Annotated in this window: 17 protein-coding genes and 1 tRNA gene; 13 read left to right on the forward strand and 5 right to left on the reverse strand. The window is 42.7% G+C overall.

Annotation, left to right across the window (positions count from 1 at the left end; translation table 11 throughout):
• Positions 1-250: 250 nt before the first annotated feature.
• A complete protein-coding gene (gene ppdK / locus PLL47_RS05985; RefSeq protein WP_324445289.1) occupies positions 251-2,905 on the reverse strand; it encodes a pyruvate, phosphate dikinase in 2,655 nt (884 codons plus the stop codon).
• Positions 2,906-3,227: 322 nt separating this feature from the next.
• Here ppdK and PLL47_RS05990 point away from each other — a divergent pair, with 322 nt between their 5' ends.
• The 3 genes from PLL47_RS05990 (at position 3,228) to PLL47_RS06000 (ending at position 5,520) form a co-directional block, all read left to right on the forward strand.
• A complete protein-coding gene (locus PLL47_RS05990) occupies positions 3,228-3,488 on the forward strand; it encodes a Gar1/Naf1 family protein (RefSeq protein WP_324445290.1) in 261 nt (86 codons plus the stop codon).
• Positions 3,489-3,678: 190 nt separating this feature from the next.
• Positions 3,679-4,692 (forward strand): transcription initiation factor IIB, encoded by a 1,014-nt coding sequence (locus PLL47_RS05995; protein ID WP_011020659.1) that lies wholly within the window; start codon positions 3,679-3,681, stop codon positions 4,690-4,692.
• Between the two features lie 177 nt (positions 4,693-4,869).
• Positions 4,870-5,520, forward strand: coding sequence for a LysE family transporter (locus tag PLL47_RS06000; RefSeq protein ID WP_324445291.1), 651 nt, complete (start codon positions 4,870-4,872; stop codon positions 5,518-5,520).
• Between the two features lie 40 nt (positions 5,521-5,560).
• On the opposite strand, the gene PLL47_RS06005 is transcribed toward PLL47_RS06000, so the two are convergent.
• Positions 5,561-5,689 (reverse strand): hypothetical protein, encoded by a 129-nt coding sequence (locus PLL47_RS06005; RefSeq protein WP_324445292.1) that lies wholly within the window; start codon positions 5,687-5,689, stop codon positions 5,561-5,563.
• Between the two features lie 478 nt (positions 5,690-6,167).
• Here PLL47_RS06005 and PLL47_RS06010 point away from each other — a divergent pair, with 478 nt between their 5' ends.
• From PLL47_RS06010 to PLL47_RS06025, 4 genes are all read left to right on the forward strand, one after another.
• The gene (locus PLL47_RS06010) at positions 6,168-7,178 is read left to right on the forward strand and encodes a class I SAM-dependent methyltransferase (protein ID WP_324445293.1); all 1,011 of its coding nucleotides are present in this window, start codon (positions 6,168-6,170) and stop codon (positions 7,176-7,178) included.
• A 325-nt stretch (positions 7,179-7,503) separates the two neighbouring features.
• Positions 7,504-7,575, forward strand: a tRNA-Thr gene (locus tag PLL47_RS06015).
• Between the two features lie 226 nt (positions 7,576-7,801).
• Positions 7,802-8,119, forward strand: a complete 318-nt coding sequence (locus tag PLL47_RS06020; protein ID WP_502883679.1) for a DUF167 domain-containing protein — start codon at positions 7,802-7,804, stop codon at positions 8,117-8,119.
• 63 nt (positions 8,120-8,182) lie between these two features.
• Positions 8,183-8,638, forward strand: coding sequence for a toprim domain-containing protein (locus PLL47_RS06025; protein ID WP_324445295.1), 456 nt, complete (start codon positions 8,183-8,185; stop codon positions 8,636-8,638).
• Positions 8,639-8,712: 74 nt separating this feature from the next.
• Here the strand turns inward: PLL47_RS06025 and PLL47_RS06030 are convergent, their stop codons facing one another.
• Together PLL47_RS06030 and PLL47_RS06035 are read right to left on the reverse strand one after the other, a co-directional pair.
• Complete coding sequence (locus tag PLL47_RS06030; protein ID WP_324445296.1) at positions 8,713-9,129, reverse strand: DUF356 domain-containing protein; 417 nt, start codon at positions 9,127-9,129, stop codon at positions 8,713-8,715.
• Between the two features lie 391 nt (positions 9,130-9,520).
• Positions 9,521-9,724, reverse strand: coding sequence for a hypothetical protein (locus tag PLL47_RS06035; protein ID WP_324445297.1), 204 nt, complete (start codon positions 9,722-9,724; stop codon positions 9,521-9,523).
• Positions 9,725-10,009: 285 nt separating this feature from the next.
• Between PLL47_RS06035 and PLL47_RS06040 the strand changes: the two genes are divergently transcribed.
• The 3 genes from PLL47_RS06040 (at position 10,010) to proC (ending at position 13,772) form a co-directional block, all read left to right on the forward strand.
• Positions 10,010-11,353, forward strand: a complete 1,344-nt coding sequence (locus PLL47_RS06040; protein ID WP_324445298.1) for a glutamate-5-semialdehyde dehydrogenase — start codon at positions 10,010-10,012, stop codon at positions 11,351-11,353.
• A 137-nt stretch (positions 11,354-11,490) separates the two neighbouring features.
• Positions 11,491-12,648: a glutamate 5-kinase gene (proB, locus tag PLL47_RS06045; protein WP_324445299.1), complete on the forward strand. Its 1,158-nt coding sequence runs from the start codon at positions 11,491-11,493 to the stop codon at positions 12,646-12,648.
• 311 nt (positions 12,649-12,959) lie between these two features.
• A complete protein-coding gene (gene proC / locus PLL47_RS06050) occupies positions 12,960-13,772 on the forward strand; it encodes a pyrroline-5-carboxylate reductase (protein WP_324445300.1) in 813 nt (270 codons plus the stop codon).
• Positions 13,773-14,324: 552 nt separating this feature from the next.
• Here the strand turns inward: proC and PLL47_RS06055 are convergent.
• Complete coding sequence (locus PLL47_RS06055; RefSeq protein WP_324445301.1) at positions 14,325-15,014, reverse strand: peroxiredoxin; 690 nt, start codon at positions 15,012-15,014, stop codon at positions 14,325-14,327.
• A gap of 303 nt (positions 15,015-15,317) precedes the next feature.
• On the opposite strand from PLL47_RS06055, the gene PLL47_RS06060 reads away from it, so the two are divergent.
• From PLL47_RS06060 to PLL47_RS06070, 3 genes are all read left to right on the forward strand, one after another.
• Positions 15,318-16,298, forward strand: a complete 981-nt coding sequence (locus PLL47_RS06060; RefSeq protein WP_324445302.1) for a YbgA family protein — start codon at positions 15,318-15,320, stop codon at positions 16,296-16,298.
• 122 nt (positions 16,299-16,420) lie between these two features.
• A complete protein-coding gene (locus tag PLL47_RS06065) occupies positions 16,421-17,425 on the forward strand; it encodes a COG1361 family protein (protein ID WP_324445303.1) in 1,005 nt (334 codons plus the stop codon).
• A 209-nt stretch (positions 17,426-17,634) separates the two neighbouring features.
• Positions 17,635-17,814 carry a PspC domain-containing protein gene (locus tag PLL47_RS06070; protein WP_324445304.1) on the forward strand — a complete coding sequence of 60 codons (180 nt, stop codon included), beginning with the start codon at positions 17,635-17,637 and terminating at the stop codon, positions 17,812-17,814.
• Positions 17,815-17,827: the final 13 nt, after the last annotated feature.

Here is a 17,827-nt window from a genome sequence, read left to right on the forward strand (position 1 = left end):
AAAAATAATGTCGACCTGCCGAATATAGGATTTTTGCTTTTGTCTCACGCTTTTTAATCAGTAACAATCACTTTTGCATTCAATTGATCAATAGCAGATGTCCTTTTGATGAGAGGCTTTTGGATCAGGACATTTTGAGCTTTTCAAATCCAGATCGACAGGTAGATTTGCTCCGCTCACGAAAGTAACTTTTCAAAAAAGAAGGTTGAAGGCAGGATTTAGTCCTGCCAGAATTCTAATTTCAGATTTTTTATTTTTTTGCGTCTCTCATTTCCATTGTGCTCTGAGCAGCTACGAGTCTTGCGATGGGGACTCTGTAGGGGGAGCAGCTCACATAGTCAATGCCTATCTCGTGAGCAAATGCAATGGATTTCGGCTCTCCGCCGTGTTCTCCGCAGATTCCCATTTTGAGTTTGGGTTTAACGGAGCGGCCTTTTGATATGCCGATCTTCATTATCTCACCAACACCTTCCTGGTCAAGGACTGCGAAGGGGTCGTGTTCAAGGATGCCTGCCTTCTGGTAGATCGGCACGAACTTGGACACGTCGTCCCTGCTGAACCCGAAGGTTGTCTGGGTCAGGTCGTTTGTCCCGAAGGAGAAGAAGTCGGCTTCTCTTGCGATCTGGTCCGCAACGATTGCAGCTCTGGGCAGTTCGATCATTGTACCTACTTTGTAGTCGATCTTCATACCTTTCTCAGCCATTACGGCTTCTGCAGTCTTGCATACTTCCTCTCTTGAGAGGGAGAGCTCTTTCACAAGGCCAACGAGCGGGATCATGATTTCCGGAACAATTTCCATTCCTTCTGCAGTAAGCTCACAGGCTGCCTCCATGATTGCGCGTACCTGCATGTTGTAGATTTCAGGATAGGTAATTCCGAGCCTGCATCCTCTGTGCCCGAGCATGGGGTTGAGTTCCTTAAGGGAAACTACACGCTGGATGACCTTCTTTACCTCGTCGATCTTCTTTTTGTCTCCGGAAGCTTCAAGTTCCCTGAGCTTTGCGTCCAGTTCTTCCTTGTCCGGGAGGAATTCATGCAGAGGCGGGTCAAGGAGCCTGATAGTTACAGGCAGGCCTTTCATGCTGCGGAAGATTCCAAGGAAGTCATCTTTCTGCATTGGGAGCAGTTTCTTGAGGGCTTTCTTCCTTGATTTCTCGTCTTCAGCCATGATCATTTCCCTTACTGCAGGGATCCTGTCTTCACCAAAGAACATGTGCTCTGTCCTGCAAAGCCCGATACCTTCTGCACCGAGTTCGCGGGCAAGAGCAGCGTCAGCCGGGTTGTCGGCGTTTGTCCTGACTCCGAGAGTCCTGATTTCGTCAGCCCATTTGAGGATCTGTTTGAGGTCATTGTTTATTTCGGCATCTATAAGGTCTACTTTTCCGATAATGACGCTTCCCACGCTTCCATCAATAGTGATGTAGTCGTGCTCTTTAATGGTGAAGCCGTTTACCATAAAGTAGCCATTCTTCATGTCGATGGAGATTTCTCCGCAGCCAACGACACAGGGCTTGCCCATACCTCTGCCTACGACTGCAGCATGAGAGGTCATACCTCCGCGCACGGTAAGGACTCCCTGTGCAGCTGCCATTCCTCCTATGTCTTCAGGGGAGGTTTCGGTACGGACAAGAATTGTTTTCTCGCCTTTTTCTGCCATCTCTTCGGCAGCTTCTGCGGTAAAGACTACCTTTCCAACAGCGGCTCCGGGAGATGCGGGAAGACCCTTTGCTATTACTTCAAGCTTTGCTTTCGGGTCAATCCTCGGGTGAAGTAGAAGGTCGATGTGTTCTGGACTAACTCTTTTTACAGCGGTTTCTTTGTCTATGAGCCCTTCTGCTACCATGTCGGTTGCAATTTTCACAGCTGCGGCAGCTGTGCGCTTTCCGGTCCTGGTCTGCAGCATGTAGAGTTTTCCTTCCTGGATGGTAAACTCTATGTCCTGCATATCCTTGAAATGGGCTTCAAGTTTCTGGCAGATATCCACAAGCTGGGCATAGGCTTCAGGAATCTTCTTTTCGAGAGTATCAATAAAGTCTGGAGTCCTTATCCCTGCAACTACATCTTCGCCCTGTGCATTGATCAGGTATTCTCCGAAAAACTTCTTTTCACCGGTAGACGGGTTTCTGGTAAAAGCAACACCTGTACCTGAGGTGTCTCCTCTGTTCCCATAGACCATTGTCTGTACATTGACGGCTGTGCCCCAGCTGTCATCAATATTGTTAAGCTTCCTGTAGGTGATGGCTCTCTGGTTATTCCATGAGTCAAAAACAGCGTTGATTGCCATCTGAAGCTGAACTTTTGGATCCTGCGGGAAATCAAATCCCTTTTCGAGCTTGATTACTCCCTTAAATCTCTCTGCCAATTCTTTTAACGCTTTTGCATCGAGTTCAGTGTCGGATTTAACCCCCATCTCCTTTTTCTTGTCCTCGATTAAGGATTCGAATTTATCAAATTCAACACCAAGCACCACGTCCCCAAACATGGAGATAAATCTTCGGTAGCAGTCATAAGCGAATCTTTCGTCATTGACTTTATTTGCGAGCCCTATTACGGATTTGTCCGTAAGTCCCAGGTTCAGAACTGTGTCCATCATTCCTGGCATGGACACCCTTGCTCCGGATCTTACAGAAACAAGCAATGGGTCTTCGGGGTCTCCCAGTTTTTTGCCGTTTAATTTTTCCAGTTTATCTATTGCCTGTTCTACCTGTCTGAGCACTTCTTCTGGATATTTTCCTTCCTTTAGATAAAGAACACAGACTTCAGTTGTTATTGTAAAACCTGGGGGTACCGGAATTCCAAGACTTGCCATCTCAGCAAGGCCTGCACCCTTACCTCCAAGCAGGTCTTTCATACTACTTTTGCCATCAGTTACATCTTTACCAAAAAAATATACGAACTTGGACAATGATTCTCCTCCCTGGATCGAGATCATTAATCGGAGTTAGAGTTAAGTATTTTCCAGACCATAGGTCCGGTTGTTGCCAACAATGTCCATTTAATATATAAGGTTGTTGTGGCTTCCTTTCTACTTTTTATACTTTACTCTTTTAAATTAGTTAAATTCTATGTATAATATACGTCTTGCGATATCTTTATATATTATAAACGTAGACTACATATGCTTTTCAGTCTACAATATATATTCTTATTCGGGACTGACAGTTTAATCCACTCGAAGCCAGGGTATTTTTGCCCTGAGTATAGAGGCATAACTATTCGTGGCTGATATGAAACGACTCGGTACCGTGCTGCACAGGTCAGGTGTTAGGAACCTGATAATTAGAGGGGATGAGGTAAAACCCGATAACGTCTCAGGTAGTCTTCCAAAGTTGAATTCGGTTGTTGTTGACAAGGCTCTGAATCGGATTGGTACAATTGCCAGTGTTTTTGGACCTGTGAACCACCCATATTTTTTAGTGAAGGGCTTTAAGCGAATTCCTGATTCAGAAACTCGGGCTCTCGTCAATGAAAGAGTCTATATCCGGTGAGATCTCTGACATTCTTTGAAGGTTTTAATCCTTTGTCATGGTTTGACTTTAACTCGTTTATAAATTTTTCGCTAGTTATAGCCGCGAGTTTTCTTCTCCCTTCTTTTATATATATAATGTAATTTATGCTGTGCTGGCTTGAAATTCAGGGATAAACATATGGTCATGTTAATTTGTAAGGTGATATAATATGGTAGAAGTCGAAAGAGTTCGCTATTCGGACACTCTTGAAAGGGAAAAAATACGTGCCATGATTAAAGCTCGCAAAGAAAAGCAAAAAGAGCAAAGCTTTGAGAACGAAAAGGCCGTGTGTCCAGAATGCGGTAGCAGAAACCTAGTGCATGACTATGAGAGAGCTGAACTTGTATGTGGGGACTGCGGACTTGTCATTGATGCCGACTTTGTTGATGAAGGACCGGAATGGCGAGCTTTCGATCACGATCAGCGCATGAAGCGTTCCCGTGTGGGTGCGCCCATGACATATACAATCCACGACAAAGGGCTTTCCACAATGATTGACTGGAGGAACCGTGACTCCTACGGAAAGTCTATCTCCTCCAAAAACCGTGCCCAGCTCTATCGTTTAAGAAAATGGCAGCGTAGAATCCGTGTAAGTAACGCAACTGAAAGAAACCTGGCTTTTGCTCTTTCCGAACTGGACAGAATGGCTTCTGCTCTCGGTCTTCCGAGAACTGTGAGGGAAACCGCAGCAGTTGTTTACAGAAAAGCTGTGGACAAGAACCTTATCCGCGGAAGAAGCATTGAAGGAGTAGCAGCAGCAGCTCTCTATGCAGCCTGCCGCCAGTGCAGTGTTCCGAGAACCCTTGATGAAATTGAAGAGGTTTCCAGGGTAAGCAGGAAAGAAATCGGAAGGACTTACCGTTTCATTTCCAGGGAACTTGCCTTAAAGCTAATGCCCACTTCCCCTATTGACTATGTTCCCAGGTTCTGCTCAGGGCTTAATCTGAAAGGAGAAGTCCAGTCAAAGAGCGTTGAGATCCTCAGGCAGGCATCAGAAAAAGAACTCACAAGCGGGAGGGGTCCCACAGGAGTTGCCGCAGCAGCAATTTATATTGCATCCATTCTCTGCGGAGAGCGCAGGACTCAGCGGGAAGTTGCAGATGTTGCCGGGGTAACGGAAGTCACCATCAGGAACAGGTATAAAGAGCTTGCAGAAGAACTGGATATTGAGATTATTCTCTAAACCTTTCTTCTTTTTTACTCAGCCAGCCTGATTGAAGGTTCTTCAGGTGGTGGAGGGTTTAAATGTGCCCTCTTTTTCTTCCTTTTCTTTAGAACTCTCACCCAGCTGTGCTTATCTCCTGTTCACAGGTGTCTCTTCTTTTTCAAATCTAAAAATCCATAAACTCTTCAGATTACAATGCTGGCAATCGATATTTCAAGAGCCCTTCTCCTGGGCTTCACGATCGGGCTTACTGGTGCTCTGGTTCCGGGTCCCATGCTTTTTGCAACCATAGAGCTTTCACTTAAAAAAGGCTGGATTGCGGGTCCTGAGGTTTTTCTCGGGCACATGCTGGTCGAGCTTGTACTTTCTGTATTAATTCTCTTTGGATTTGCTTCATTTATCGGCAGCGGTGCAATTTCAGCTATTTCTGTAATTGGAGGGCTTGCCCTTGTGGTCTTTGGACTTCTTACAGCAAAGGGTGCAAAAGCTTCGGCTTCTGCGGGAATTTCTCCGGAAACTTCAGGCCTGAAATTGACAAACCCCATAGTGCTGGGCCTGATAACCTCAGTTTCAAATCCCTACTTCTGGATCTGGTGGCTGACTGCTGGAAGTGCGCTTTTATTGAGGGCGTATGAACCTGGACTCTTTATCTCTCTGGCTTATCTTCTGGGTCACTGGGCAGCAGACCTCAGCTGGTTCACTGCAGTATCCGGGTCATTCAGCAGGGGAAAAGCCCTGTTCTCCAGACGTACTCATGAAATGATCCTTTACGCTTGCGGAGGGTTTTTAGTGGTTTTCGGGCTTTATTTCATGTTTAACTATAATAATCTCATTCAGCTGTCGTGAGGTAAGAACTTTATTTCTTCTTGTTTCAGGGAATTCTCTTTCATTTTTTCTTCAATTTTTTCAGGGGAGTTTTCCTGTAAAGGCCAGATAAATTAATAGCCCTCCACTGAAGGTTAGCAGCCATAAAGCCAGCAGTATTCTCATATTTCTTCGAGTTTTCCAGCTCCATCTGTTAATCACGAAAATAAATCCGGCTGCCAGGGATATGGCTCCAAAAAGGCCGTGAATATATATGACAGAAGGAGCCTTTCCGCTGATTGCCAGGTTGTAAGCCGAATACAGCATGAAAAAGACTGATAATATGGCAAGAGAGTATCCCACTGTTGCTATCTTCCCATGCCCCTTTATTCCTCCACCTTTTCTTGATTTCTTTTTTAATACGATAAGGCTTAACGCAAATAGCAGTAATACTCCAATTTGAAGTCCGAGTGATATCGTTCTCAGGTTATATATGATTATTTCAAGTGCCAGTTTCCCCCCTCCTTTCCATATTTCAACACTTTTTAATTATTCCTTTTTTATATGGCTCCTGCTATAAAGGTGTCTTTGACAGCGAATTTTCTAAAATCAGTTTCCGGGTCAATTCCTATATTGAGAAAACTTAATAACAAAAGGATAGCTTTAGAGTTTCAGAAGGTAGGAGCTCCATGAAGCGGCAATGCATAAAAATTCCCAAAAAGAAAGGAGAATCTGCAAGGAGAGTACTCCTTGATTTTGAAATTCTTGATAATACCATGAAAATAGGTTCGGATGATACTTTTCTTTATCTTCCTCTTTCCCGCGAGCCTCTTTCGCATGAGCTGACAGGTCTTCCCGAAGAAGCTGAACTTGCTGAATTTGATTTTGAGGCTCAGGCGAAAAAACCCACACCAGGAGATCTTCTTGGCTTTAATCCGGATTATGAGCTCATAGGGGATATCGCCCTTCTGGAAGATCCGGATCTTGATTCTCAAAAAGCTTTAAGAATTGCCGACTCTCTTCTCAGGGCCCAGCCAAATATCAAAACCGTGGTCAAACCACTTACCCCTGTCATAGGGGAGTTCAGGGTAAGGGAATTCGAGGTAATAGCAGGTGAGCACAGGACCGAAACGATCCACAGGGAGTACGGCTGCCGCTACAAAGTTGACCTTTCCAAAGCTTATTTTACCCCCCGTCTTTCTACGGAGCGCTCTAGAATCCTTTCCTGGATTAAAGACGGCGATACTGTTGTTGATATGTTTGCAGGGGTAGGTCCTTACAGCATTCTGATTGCAAAGAGCAAAAAGCCTGCAAAAGTCGTGGCAATTGACAAAAACCCCGATGCGGTGCACTACCTTAAAGAAAATATCTCCATCAATTCTGCAAAAAACGTCGAAGCAATCGAAGGCGATGCCAGAGAGGAAGCAAAAAGGTTCGCAGGAACTGCTGACCATGTAATCATGAACCTGCCCCATAGTGCTTACGAGTTCCTTGATTCTGCTGTCCTTCTTACGAAACCCGGAGGGATAATCCATTATTATGGAATAACCCCTGAAGACGACCTGTTTGAAAGCTCTATCAAACTTATCCGGGAAGCTGCCGAAAAAGCAGGAAGAAAGATCGAGGTTCTGGAAAAAAAGGTAGTCCGTTCATATGCTCCTCATCAATATAATATCTGTATCGAGGCAAAGATTCTTTAAGATTTTTCGTTGCCTGGTTTTTGAGTTCTGGAATATGAGTTTTCTGCGTGCCGGCATTCTTAATGACCATCCAGATTTAATGTCCGTTAAAATCACTTTGCTGGCGAGAAAGAAAGGACTATAGAATTGTAACTCACAGCCCTGTATGAAAGAAATGAATAAAGGTTAAGATTAGTTCTGAATGAAGTTGGAGACTTAAAAGTAATTTACACCATTCATTTTTAGTTCAATAATTATCCTTTTTTCAGGACAGAAATATATTTAACGAGCGAAATAGTTAAATTCTTGATCGCTATTTTAAGTCTGCTTATTCTTTAATTCATGTGCCGTCGTGGCTTAGCGGTATAGCGGCTGATTCGTAATCAGCAGGTCGAGGGTTCAAATCCCCCCGGCGGCTTTTTATGCTTACATTTGAATAAATTTCTTATCTGATGCTTTTATATCCTATTTCTAAATCCATTCTTTACCGGCTAGTCATGGTCGACATCATCCATTTTTTGATTGTGGCTTACTTGCTCCGGCTACTTTTTATTTATTTGTATCTAATTGTTAATTGGTTCTTATTACTGGTCGTCGGAATTTCGTTACTGATTTATATTAATATATTCAAAAAAATGAAGTGTATGTCCTTCGAAGAGGCAATAAAAGTTCTTGATTCTGGTATTATTATTGATATTGAGGTCACACCGGGATCCAAATCACTTTCTGTCCCCAGCGGATATAATGAATGGCGAAAGAGAATTGAAGTAAAATTGACCAAAAACGCTCAGAAAGGAAAGGCAAATGAACAGCTTATTGAGAGCCTTGCAGAGCTTTTTGGTATAAGCAGTTCGGATATCCTGATAAGCAGCGGAGCTACAAGCAGTAAGAAGTCTTTGCTGATAAAAGGAGTCACCTATCAGCAAGCGGTTTCGGTTTTCGGAGTTCACTTAAAAGGCTGAATCCAGAGTTCCAGTACCTGCTTTCTTATTAGATTTCCGTTTAACAAAAAGGGTTGAAGAAACGTGACTGATGTTGATGTCTACAGGAAAAGGCTGGAAAGGATTGAAGAACTGCTCCTAGAGCTTTCTGAATACTCCGAAAGGGGGGCAGTGATTATTGTTGAAGGAAAAAGAGATATTCTTTCCATTAAAAGGCTCGGTATTAAAGGAAGATTTGAGCTTGCAACCCGGCACTCTCTTTTTAATTTCTCTGAGAGGATAGCAGGTCTGGGCAGTGAGGTTATTATACTCACGGATTGGGATAGAAGAGGGGACCTGCTTGCAGCTAAGCTTTCCGAATACTTCGAAAATTTTGGAATAAAGCCTGAACTTCAGATACGAAATAAACTGAGGTTAATTACTCAGAAAGAGATTAAAGATATCGAAAGTCTCTACACTTATGTTTCTAAACTCAGGTCAAAAACAGGCATGTCTTTAAATCCTGAGTATGAAACAAATGTCAAATTCAAAAATCAGTAAAGTTCTTTTTTCTCAACATGTTTAAAAAAGAGAAAATAAAGATTAGTCTTTACAGTAGCTTCAAAAAGATGGTTTTATTCCTTATGCATTGGATTGGATGATTCTCCTTTCTCCTGAATCATATCCATGCTTTGAGGGCTTTTTTGATGGTTGAAGGTTCTGTCAAACTCCGGATATTTTGGAAACTTACCAGCCAGCTCTTCAAACATTTTATGTCTTGGGCTGATAATTATTATATGTGCAGGGGGGTGAATTTTCTTCAACCTGCTAATCGCCGCTCCAGCGTGATTATTTAACTCGACAAGGGCTGCAGAGTTGCATTTTGACTTGAGTGATACGCCCATCACACTTACAAGAAGCTCATCAGCGTAGTTTGGTTCAATGCATTTGGGAGTCGCTGAAAATTGAATATGTCCGTATCGTTCTAAATCATGTAATGCTATTTTTACTTTATCCGAGTCGTCTGCCCGGACTAATGCGAATGATTTCATTTTTTACACACCACCAATCTACTAAAGTTATCCCCATTTCGATATGGATTTACCCCTATAATAAACTTTGTGTATGAAACGGCTTAGTAGGCGACCATTATTCCCGGGCGAATGCGGCTTCGTCATCATATTCTCTCTGCTAAAAATGGTCATTTCCGGAGCTTTAGATTTTTGTCCGCCTTTCTTGTTACAGAATAAAAGTTACAGGGATATTCCACAAATGTCTTTTTTCAAGATTTCGTATGCGTCTCCATGAAATGAAGCTGCGTACTCTATACTTATATGCATCGTATATATATTCGTTTTGAAATAATATTTCCTCACAAGAAACTTTGTTTAATGTTTTATTTTAGCTGCTTTTTTTTAGAAAAACACCTTTTTTCATTTATTATTATAATATTATTTTTTCAGTCCTGTGCAGTCCGTTTTTTGGTTCCCTGGTTTTTAACCTGAAGGAATCTTTTGCAGGGTTTATTACTAAACAAGCAAGCGTCTCAGCCTCAACCCCTTTTTTACACTTGTTAAATATCATTTCGAATTGAATAAAAATGCTTCTATATAAACCTTCCCAGACAGATTCTGTTACAGGAGCCAAAAGATACTTCACCTAATGGTATCTTTTATTTAGAACCTTACCGTATCATATACCTGAACAGTATACAAAAATATTTATCATAGGACTCTCTGTGTTCTTTTTTCATCTCCGTGTATGAAAAAACTCAAATATTCTGTGGACTGAGTCCTTCCCTCAAGATTTAAATTAATTGCATCATACATCCTTGACCCATAAATCTGGTTCGATAGTCGGGTTCTGTTTAAGAGCCTGTTTCCAATCTTTATGGGCGAGTCTTCACAATTATTACATAAAGGCGGTGAGTATATGTCCAATGATATTGAAACTAAAGTTATTAAGGCGAAAAAAGCTTCAATTGAACTTTCCAGTGTAAGTGAGGAGGTCAAAAACCGGGCTCTTGAGGCTATGGCAGAAGCTCTGGATAAAGAGAGAAAAATTATCCTTGAAGCAAATTTAAAGGACCTTGAATATGCAGCCGGGCTGAAAAAAGCCGGGAAGCTTACCCAGGCCCTTGTAGACAGACTTAAGGTCACAGACTCAAAGGTTGACGGGATGATAGCAGGAATCAGGGACGTGATAAAGCTCAAAGATCCTGTGGGAGAAACCCTTTCCACACTCGAACTCGATAAAGACCTGGTCCTCTATCAGATTAGCTGCCCTATAGGTCTTATAGGGGTTATCTTTGAATCCAGACCGGACGTTGTACCCCAGGTAATGTCTCTCTGTCTGAAAAGCGGGAACGCAACAATTTTCAAAGGCGGAAGTGAAGCCAGGGAATCAAACCGCACAATTTTTGATATTCTTGTAAGAGCTATTGAATCCACTGAGGGTATGCCGAAAGGAGCTTTCCAGCTCATGGAAACCAGAGAAGAGATCATGAGCCTTCTAAACCTCGATGCTTATGTCGACCTCCTGATCCCGAGGGGCTCCAATGAATTTGTCAAATTCATCCAGGACAACACAAAGATCCCTGTACTGGGACATACAAGCGGCATCTGCCATATTTATGTGGACGAATTTGCAGATCTTGACACAGCCTGGAAGGTCTGCTTTGATGCCAAGGTACAGTACCCTGCAGTCTGCAATGCCATAGAAACCCTGCTTGTAAACCGCAAAATTGCAGAAGCTTTCCTGCCGAAAATGGCGGAAATGTATATCAAGGCAGGAGTTGAACTGCGCTGCGACGAGGACAGCTATTCCCTGCTTGCAGGCAAAGGTCTATCTCCTCTCTCAAAAGCTACTGAAGAGGACTGGAGCCTTGAATATAACGACCTTATCCTTTCAATAAAATTCGTAGATACTATAAAAGAGGCGATTAACCACATAAACACCTTTGGCTCCCATCATACCGACGGAATAATCACTGAAAATGCTTCCCGGAGGAAAGAGTTCATAGGGCTTGTTGACTCTTCAAGCGTTATGGTGAATGCCTCAACCCGCTTTGCAGACGGTTACCGTTATGGAAAAGGTGCAGAGGTCGGGATCAGTACTAACAAGATTCACTCCCGCGGCCCTGTTGGTATGGAAGGGCTGCTGATTTACAAATATATCCTTATGGGTAAAGGTCAGATAGTTGCTGACTATACAGGAGAAAACGCAAAACCCTACACTCACAGAAAGCTTGACCTTAAGTTCGAGGATGTAAACTAATACATCCTTGAATATTCATGATATGTTTATATATTTGAATCAAAATACCAGCGCAGGTTAAGTGCAAAAATCGGGAACCCGTCTGCGGCTGAGATCAACTGCAGTCGTCTTCCAAATAACTTTCAGAGGCACTTCCATTGACAGAAAGAGAACAATATTTCCGTGATGTTAATAAAATCGTTATTAAAATCGGAACTTCTTCAATCACCAGAAAGGGCTGTGACAATACCAGAGAAAACTGCAACGTTGACCCGGCATTTATGGAAAGCATAGCTTTTCAGGTCTCAGAGCTCAGAAAACAGGGGAAAGAAGTAATCATTGTGAGCTCGGGAGCAATAGGTGTCGGGCTTAATGAGCTGGGTATAGCCCCTAAACCCCGTGAGATCCCTATCAGGCAGGCAGCTGCAGCTGTAGGGCAGAGCATACTGATGCAGGACTGGAGCAGGGCTTTTTCCAAGTACGGGATGAAAGTTGCCCAGATCCTTCTTACCTATGAGTTCTATTCCGATAGGGTGACCTATCTTAACCTGAGAAACAGCATATCGACCCTTCTGGAATACGGTGTCGTCCCGATAATAAACGAGAACGACTGTACCTGTACAAACGAAATTGAAGCAATCTTCGGGGACAACGACAAGCTCTCTGCAATGGTTGCGAGCAAAATTGATGCCGATCTCCTGATCATCCTTTCGGATATCGACGGGCTCTTTGACAGGAACCCAAAAACACACAGCGATGCAAAACTTCTGAAGCTTGTGAAAAAGATCACACCTGAAATCGAAAGCTATGGGGGAGACCCAACAAGCTTCAAAGGTGTGGGAGGGATGCGGACCAAAATAAAAGCTGCAAAGATCTGCAGCATGGCAGGCTGCTATGTCGTGATTGCAAACAGCGAGGTAGAGAATGTCGTCCTGAAAATCGTCTCCGGAGAAGAGATAGGGACTCTTTTCCTTGCTGAGCGGCATATCCAGAAAAACCGTGCTCGCTGGATCATTCTTGCAAGGGCTTCCGGTACCATTCGTGTGGATGCAGGGGCAAAAGCTGCGGTTCTCGGGAAAAACAGCCTGCTTCCGGCAGGTATTGTGGATGTGGAAGGAACATTTGACCGGGGAGATGTTGTAAAGCTCGAGTGTGACGGCAAAATCTTTGCAAAGGGGATTACCGACTATACTTCTGAAGAGTTAGTGAAAATAAAAGGACTTCACACAGAACAGATTGAAAATGTTCTGGGCTACAGTAATTATAACAACGTTATTAAAAAAGAAAATATCGGCATCCTCGAAGAATTGAATTAATCACAGGACCTGAATAATTTCAGGACCTTCTGGTTCTGGAACCACTATAATATATTATTTGGGAGAGCGATGCTTGAATTTTCCGAAGCTTTAACAGGTATTATATTCAGTAGATTCTGAAACTAATCTCCTGAATTAAGCTTCGAAATCATTCTCTCTTAATTCATAGTTAATTAAGTTTAATTTATGGTTAATTAAGGTTAATTAAGGTTATTTTACAGCTAATTAAGATTACTTTAAGTTAATTAAGTTTAATTTACGGCTAATTAAGTTTAATTTACAGTTATTTTCTGGAATAAGGAGATTTATACATGATAAACCGAAAAATAGGATTCATTGGGGCAGGGAAAATGGGTTCTGCCCTCATGCAGGGCATCATTAAAGCAGGAATCGTACCTCCTGAAAATATTGGTGCAAGCGATGTATACGAGCCTTTCTTAAAAGAACTGAAGGCAAAGCTGGGAATCCGGGTATCAACCGACAATACTGTTATTGTCAGGGAATCTGACATTCTTATTCTTGCGGTAAAGCCCCAGACTCTGGGTTCTGTGCTTGAAAACCTGAAAACTGAAATAACTTCTGAAAAACTCGTAATCTCAATTGCCGCAGGAGTGCCTCTTTCCACCTACGAGAGGGCTCTTCTTGAAGGCACAAGGGTTGTGCGTGTTATGCCAAATATAGCAGCAACGGTTTCGGAGGCTGCTTCAGGAATTTCTCCAGGAAAGAACGCAACTCCTGAAGACATGAAAGCTGCCCTTACTATCTTTTCTGCGGTCGGTACGGCAGTCCAGGTACCGGAATCCTTGATGGATGCCGTTACCGGGCTTTCGGGCAGTGGTCCTGCTTTCATCTTCCCGGTTATAGAGGCTATGGCTGATGGGGCTGTCCTTGAAGGCATGGACAGAAAAAGTGCCCTCACCCTTGCAGCTCAGACCGTGCTCGGAGCCGCAAAGATGGCACTTGAAACGGGCATGCACCCCGGAGAACTCAAAGATATGGTTACATCCCCTGCCGGAACCACTATTCAGGGAATTCACGCACTCGAAGAGGCAGGAATCAGGGCAGCCTTTATGAATGCAGTTATAAGAGCAAGTGAGCGCTCAAGAGAACTCGGGAAGAAATGAAATTCCCTTCTATTTGATTTTCATTTCTCCTAATTCTTTTTTCCAGTTTTCTGGTATCCTTTTTTCTATTTGCTTCTAATTTTTTTCATATAGTTAATGATTAATTGTTATAAATATGGGTAAATTTTATATATCAGTGGCTTCAATATAACTTTTACCTGATAAAAGCTGAACATGCGTAAATGGGAGTTAACGGGGGGTTATACTTCATATCCATGTCAGGCTCTTATTGTGGAAACACCTGAATCCAGCGTATTTATTTAAGCTCTCTGGATCTGTGAATTTTTTAACCCATACAAGTGAATATGGGAAATTCCGATTAATTGAAAATTGAAATTAAAGAAACAAAATTGCGATAAAATATGGCCGAACAGGGTTCTGGACCTTCTCTGTTCGCCACGAGGGGAATCTCTTATGGGGGTAGGAGGTTCCTCTCCAGATTCTTCTTATTTACTTTTGCATAAACCCTTGCTGCAGGTTTCTTATTTAAAAAAGGGAAATAACGTTTTTCTTATCTTTAAAAAAGTAATGTGGAATTTTCAGTATTCTAAATTATTTTTTGGCATCTTTTTTCAGGCAGAGGAACCAGTCAAGGCAGTATCTTCCTTCTACTTCCGTTCCAAGCCTTTCTTTTACTCCTGTCATGGTATTCGGAGCCGGAATAATCACATCATCTCCTGGCTGCCAGTTAGCCGGGGTTGCAACTTTTTCGGCTGCGTTCTTCTGCAGGGCGGTCACGATTCTCTTTATCTCCTGCATATTCCTTCCGGTTGACTGCGGGTAATAGAGTATTGTCCTGACTTTTGCCTCAGGATCAATAATAAATACAGCCCTTACAGCCTGTGTGGTTGAGGCTTTTGGCTGGATCATACCGTATTTTTTCGCAACTTCCATCTTCAGGTCTTCTATCACCGGGAATTTGATCTCGAGATTTTTCATTCCTTTATATTCTATTTTTTCCTCTATTCTCTTAAGCCAGGCAATATGGGAAAAGACACTGTCTATGGAAAGCCCTATAAGCTCGGTGTTCATTTTCCTGAATTCTTCCTGCATACTGGCAAAGGTCATGAATTCTGTAGTACATACGGGTGTGAAGTCTGCAGGGTGGCTGAAAAGGATTACCCATTTTCCTTTATAATCTTCAGGGAAGTTGATAATTCCCTGTGTGGTCACTGCGGTAAATGAAGGGGCATCATCTCCAATGAGAGGCATACGTATCTGTTCGGTCTCTGTTTCTACCATGTTTTCACCTCATTTTGTCTTGCAGTGTTTTTCCGTTATCTGAAGTACGATATCAGGTTAACGGGTACAGAATCATGAAAATCACTACCTGTTCCCTTAATCGTCCCCAAAAACTACCTTACTATTATTTCCCGTTGTTATATATCACTTACTGATTACGGAAAAAAATCCCCTGTTTTTGGAAATTCTGCTTTTTAATCTTTTTTATAAATCTCTTCGTTTATTTCTTAATTATGTCACCTGCTCCTTTTTTTTATCCTGAAATCCATTTATCCAAGTAATTCCTTTTTATATAGGGGTTAGATGAGAGAGTTCTCTCGGCCGAAGGTTGTTGTTAGCAGGTGCCTTGAGTTCGACCACTGCCGATATAATGGAAATATGATCAGCAGTCCTGTGGTGGCAAAACTTAAGAAGCACGTTGATTTCCTGCCTGTCTGTCCAGAAGTGGAAATAGGGCTTGGAATTCCAAGAAACCCTGTGAGAATTATTCTTGATAAAGGAGATCACAGGCTTGTTCAGCCTTTGAACGGGAAGGATGTCACTGAGAATATGAAAGCTTTCTGCTCTAATTTCCTTGATTCTGTAGAAGACGTTGACGGCTTTATTCTGAAATTCAGGTCTCCGTCCTGCGGGCTCAAGGATGTGAAGGTCTACCCGTCTGCCGAAGGGCATGGGGTAGTTGAAAAGATTTCGGGATACTTCGGGGGTGCGGTTCTGGAAAAGTATCCTTTCCTCCCTGTTGAGGATGAAGGCAGGCTCCGAAATGCCCGGATAAAAGAGCATTTCCTTACAAAACTCTTTACATTTGCAGCTTTTCGGAAAGTAAAGTCCGAAGGCAGTATGAAGGATCTGATAAGCTTCCACACGCAGAACAAATTTCTTCTAATGGCTTACAATCAGGTTGAACTCCGCAAACTGGGAGAAATTGCCGCAAACAGAGAAGGCAAGCTCTTTAAAGATCTGATTTCCGATTACGAAAAACACCTGTACAGTGCTCTCTCCAGAGCTCCGAGATATACTTCAACTATCAATGTGTTAATACACGCCCTTGGATATTTTTCAGACCAGCTCTCGAAACGCGAGAAAGCCCTGTTTTTTGACTGGGTAGAGAAGTACAGGGAAGGAAAGACTTCGCCCTGTCCTGCAATAAATCTGATCAAATCATGGATCGTAAGGTTTGAGAACGACTACCTGATGAACCAGACCTTTTTCGAACCATATCCTGAAGACTTGATGGAAATAGACCCTATAGAGTCTCACTTGAGGGAAGACCTCTGGAAATAAGGTTTTACTGAGATATTTCTGGATGGACACAAATTATGAAGGCTAGAATTAAACTGACTTTTATTTTCTTACTCGTTTATATGGCCGGAGTTCTTTTTTTCTGGCCTTTTTCTGAGGTATCCGTGATTTCTGGCAATGAAGAAGTAGAAAAGAATATACCTGGAGCCGAGCATGAGAATTCCAACTCTTCTGAGGCTCTGGTAACGGAAGAACTCATAGAACCTGGGAAATCTTCCAGATCCTATTCATGGAATTATGAAGGCTACCGATGGCATCTTACTCTGCTCCTTGACGATAAGCTCTACAGTGCATACGAGTCAAGGACACGCAAAAGGGACTATGACCTTTTTGCTTCTGACCCTTATGATGAATGGTTGATCAAGAATATCGCAGATACTCTTTTTTCTCTCTCAAAGGAGTATGGGCTTGAAGAAGACAGGATTCCAGGGCTTTGTGTTTCTTTTATCCAGTCCCTTAACTACACTTCTGACCTCACAAGTTCGGGATACGACCAGTACCCCCGTTTTCCTTATGAGACTCTTTATGATAATGGCGGAGACTGTGAGGATACTTCTATCCTGGCGGTAGCAATCCTTCAGGAGATGGGTTATGATGTCGTTCTTCTGGAGCTCCCGGAGCATATGGCTCTTGGAATAAAATGCGATCCTGATACTGAAGGCAGGAGCTTCGAATACAAAAATAATTATTATTACTATCTGGAAACTACGGGGAGCAACTGGGAAATAGGGGAAATGCCTGAAGAGTATGAAAATGAGCCCGTTGAAGTTATCCCTGTGTATAGAAGACCCTTTGTTAACCTTGATTTCAGTGCTCAGTGTGATTACTCCCAAAAAGAAGGAGTGGTGGACGTTAATGTTACTTTGAGAAATGTGGGTTCCGAGATCGCAGAAAATACCACTGTTTATGTTGCCCTTCAGGCGGATGATGAAAGCACAATATGGGATCAGGTTGAGAGCAATCCGGTAACAATCGAGCCTGAAGGAGCTTATCAGTTTACTGCAAAGGGGCTCAGGGTCCCTGGAGGCAGGACTTTCAGGGTATATGTGCGGGCTATGGGAGAAAACCTGTTCTCTGAAGAGATTATGAGCGAATGGGTAAGCATCTGACAGGCAAATGTAAGTCTCAGGTAGAAGGATCTCTCTTTGCAGGTTGTTAAGCTTCAAACCTGAACTTCGGCAAACTCCAAAATGGAGAGTTACTTATAAATTGTATATCTTCAATCCATTATATTGAATATATTAAATAAAAAGGACTAATTACATGGTCTGAAATTCTTCAGATAACACAGGGTATTTTTTGGAGTGGAGGAAGTGACATGAAGAAGCTGTACAGGTCAAAGAGAAGCAGAATTATTGCCGGAGTATGCGGTGGTATAGGCGAATACCTTGACGTCGATCCTACTCTTGTCAGGCTTTTATGGGTGCTCCTTTCTTTTCAGGGGATTGGAATAATTGTTTATGTTATAGCCTGGGTTATAGTCCCTGAAGAACCTTAAAATCCGGAAGCTT

It is taken from the genome of Methanosarcina sp. (assembly GCF_035390745.1).
Lineage (GTDB): Archaea > Halobacteriota > Methanosarcinia > Methanosarcinales > Methanosarcinaceae > Methanosarcina.

What these genes read in the sequence shown, in the direction of transcription:
- PLL47_RS05990 (WP_324445290.1), top strand. Translation starts at nt 3,228, where the DNA reads ATGAAACGACTCGGTACCGTGCTGCACAGGTCAGGTGTTAGGAACCTG.
- PLL47_RS05995 (WP_011020659.1), top strand. Translation starts at nt 3,679, where the DNA reads ATGGTAGAAGTCGAAAGAGTTCGCTATTCGGACACTCTTGAAAGGGAA.
- PLL47_RS06000 (WP_324445291.1), top strand. Translation starts at nt 4,870, where the DNA reads ATGCTGGCAATCGATATTTCAAGAGCCCTTCTCCTGGGCTTCACGATC.
- PLL47_RS06005 (WP_324445292.1), bottom strand. Translation starts at nt 5,689, where the DNA reads ATGGAGCTGGAAAACTCGAAGAAATATGAGAATACTGCTGGCTTTATG.
- PLL47_RS06010 (WP_324445293.1), top strand. Translation starts at nt 6,168, where the DNA reads ATGAAGCGGCAATGCATAAAAATTCCCAAAAAGAAAGGAGAATCTGCA.
- PLL47_RS06020 (WP_502883679.1), top strand. Translation starts at nt 7,802, where the DNA reads ATGTCCTTCGAAGAGGCAATAAAAGTTCTTGATTCTGGTATTATTATT.
- PLL47_RS06030 (WP_324445296.1), bottom strand. Translation starts at nt 9,129, where the DNA reads ATGAAATCATTCGCATTAGTCCGGGCAGACGACTCGGATAAAGTAAAA.
- PLL47_RS06040 (WP_324445298.1), top strand. Translation starts at nt 10,010, where the DNA reads ATGTCCAATGATATTGAAACTAAAGTTATTAAGGCGAAAAAAGCTTCA.
- proC (WP_324445300.1), top strand. Translation starts at nt 12,960, where the DNA reads ATGATAAACCGAAAAATAGGATTCATTGGGGCAGGGAAAATGGGTTCT.
- PLL47_RS06055 (WP_324445301.1), bottom strand. Translation starts at nt 15,014, where the DNA reads ATGGTAGAAACAGAGACCGAACAGATACGTATGCCTCTCATTGGAGAT.
- PLL47_RS06060 (WP_324445302.1), top strand. Translation starts at nt 15,318, where the DNA reads ATGAGAGAGTTCTCTCGGCCGAAGGTTGTTGTTAGCAGGTGCCTTGAG.
- PLL47_RS06070 (WP_324445304.1), top strand. Translation starts at nt 17,635, where the DNA reads ATGAAGAAGCTGTACAGGTCAAAGAGAAGCAGAATTATTGCCGGAGTA.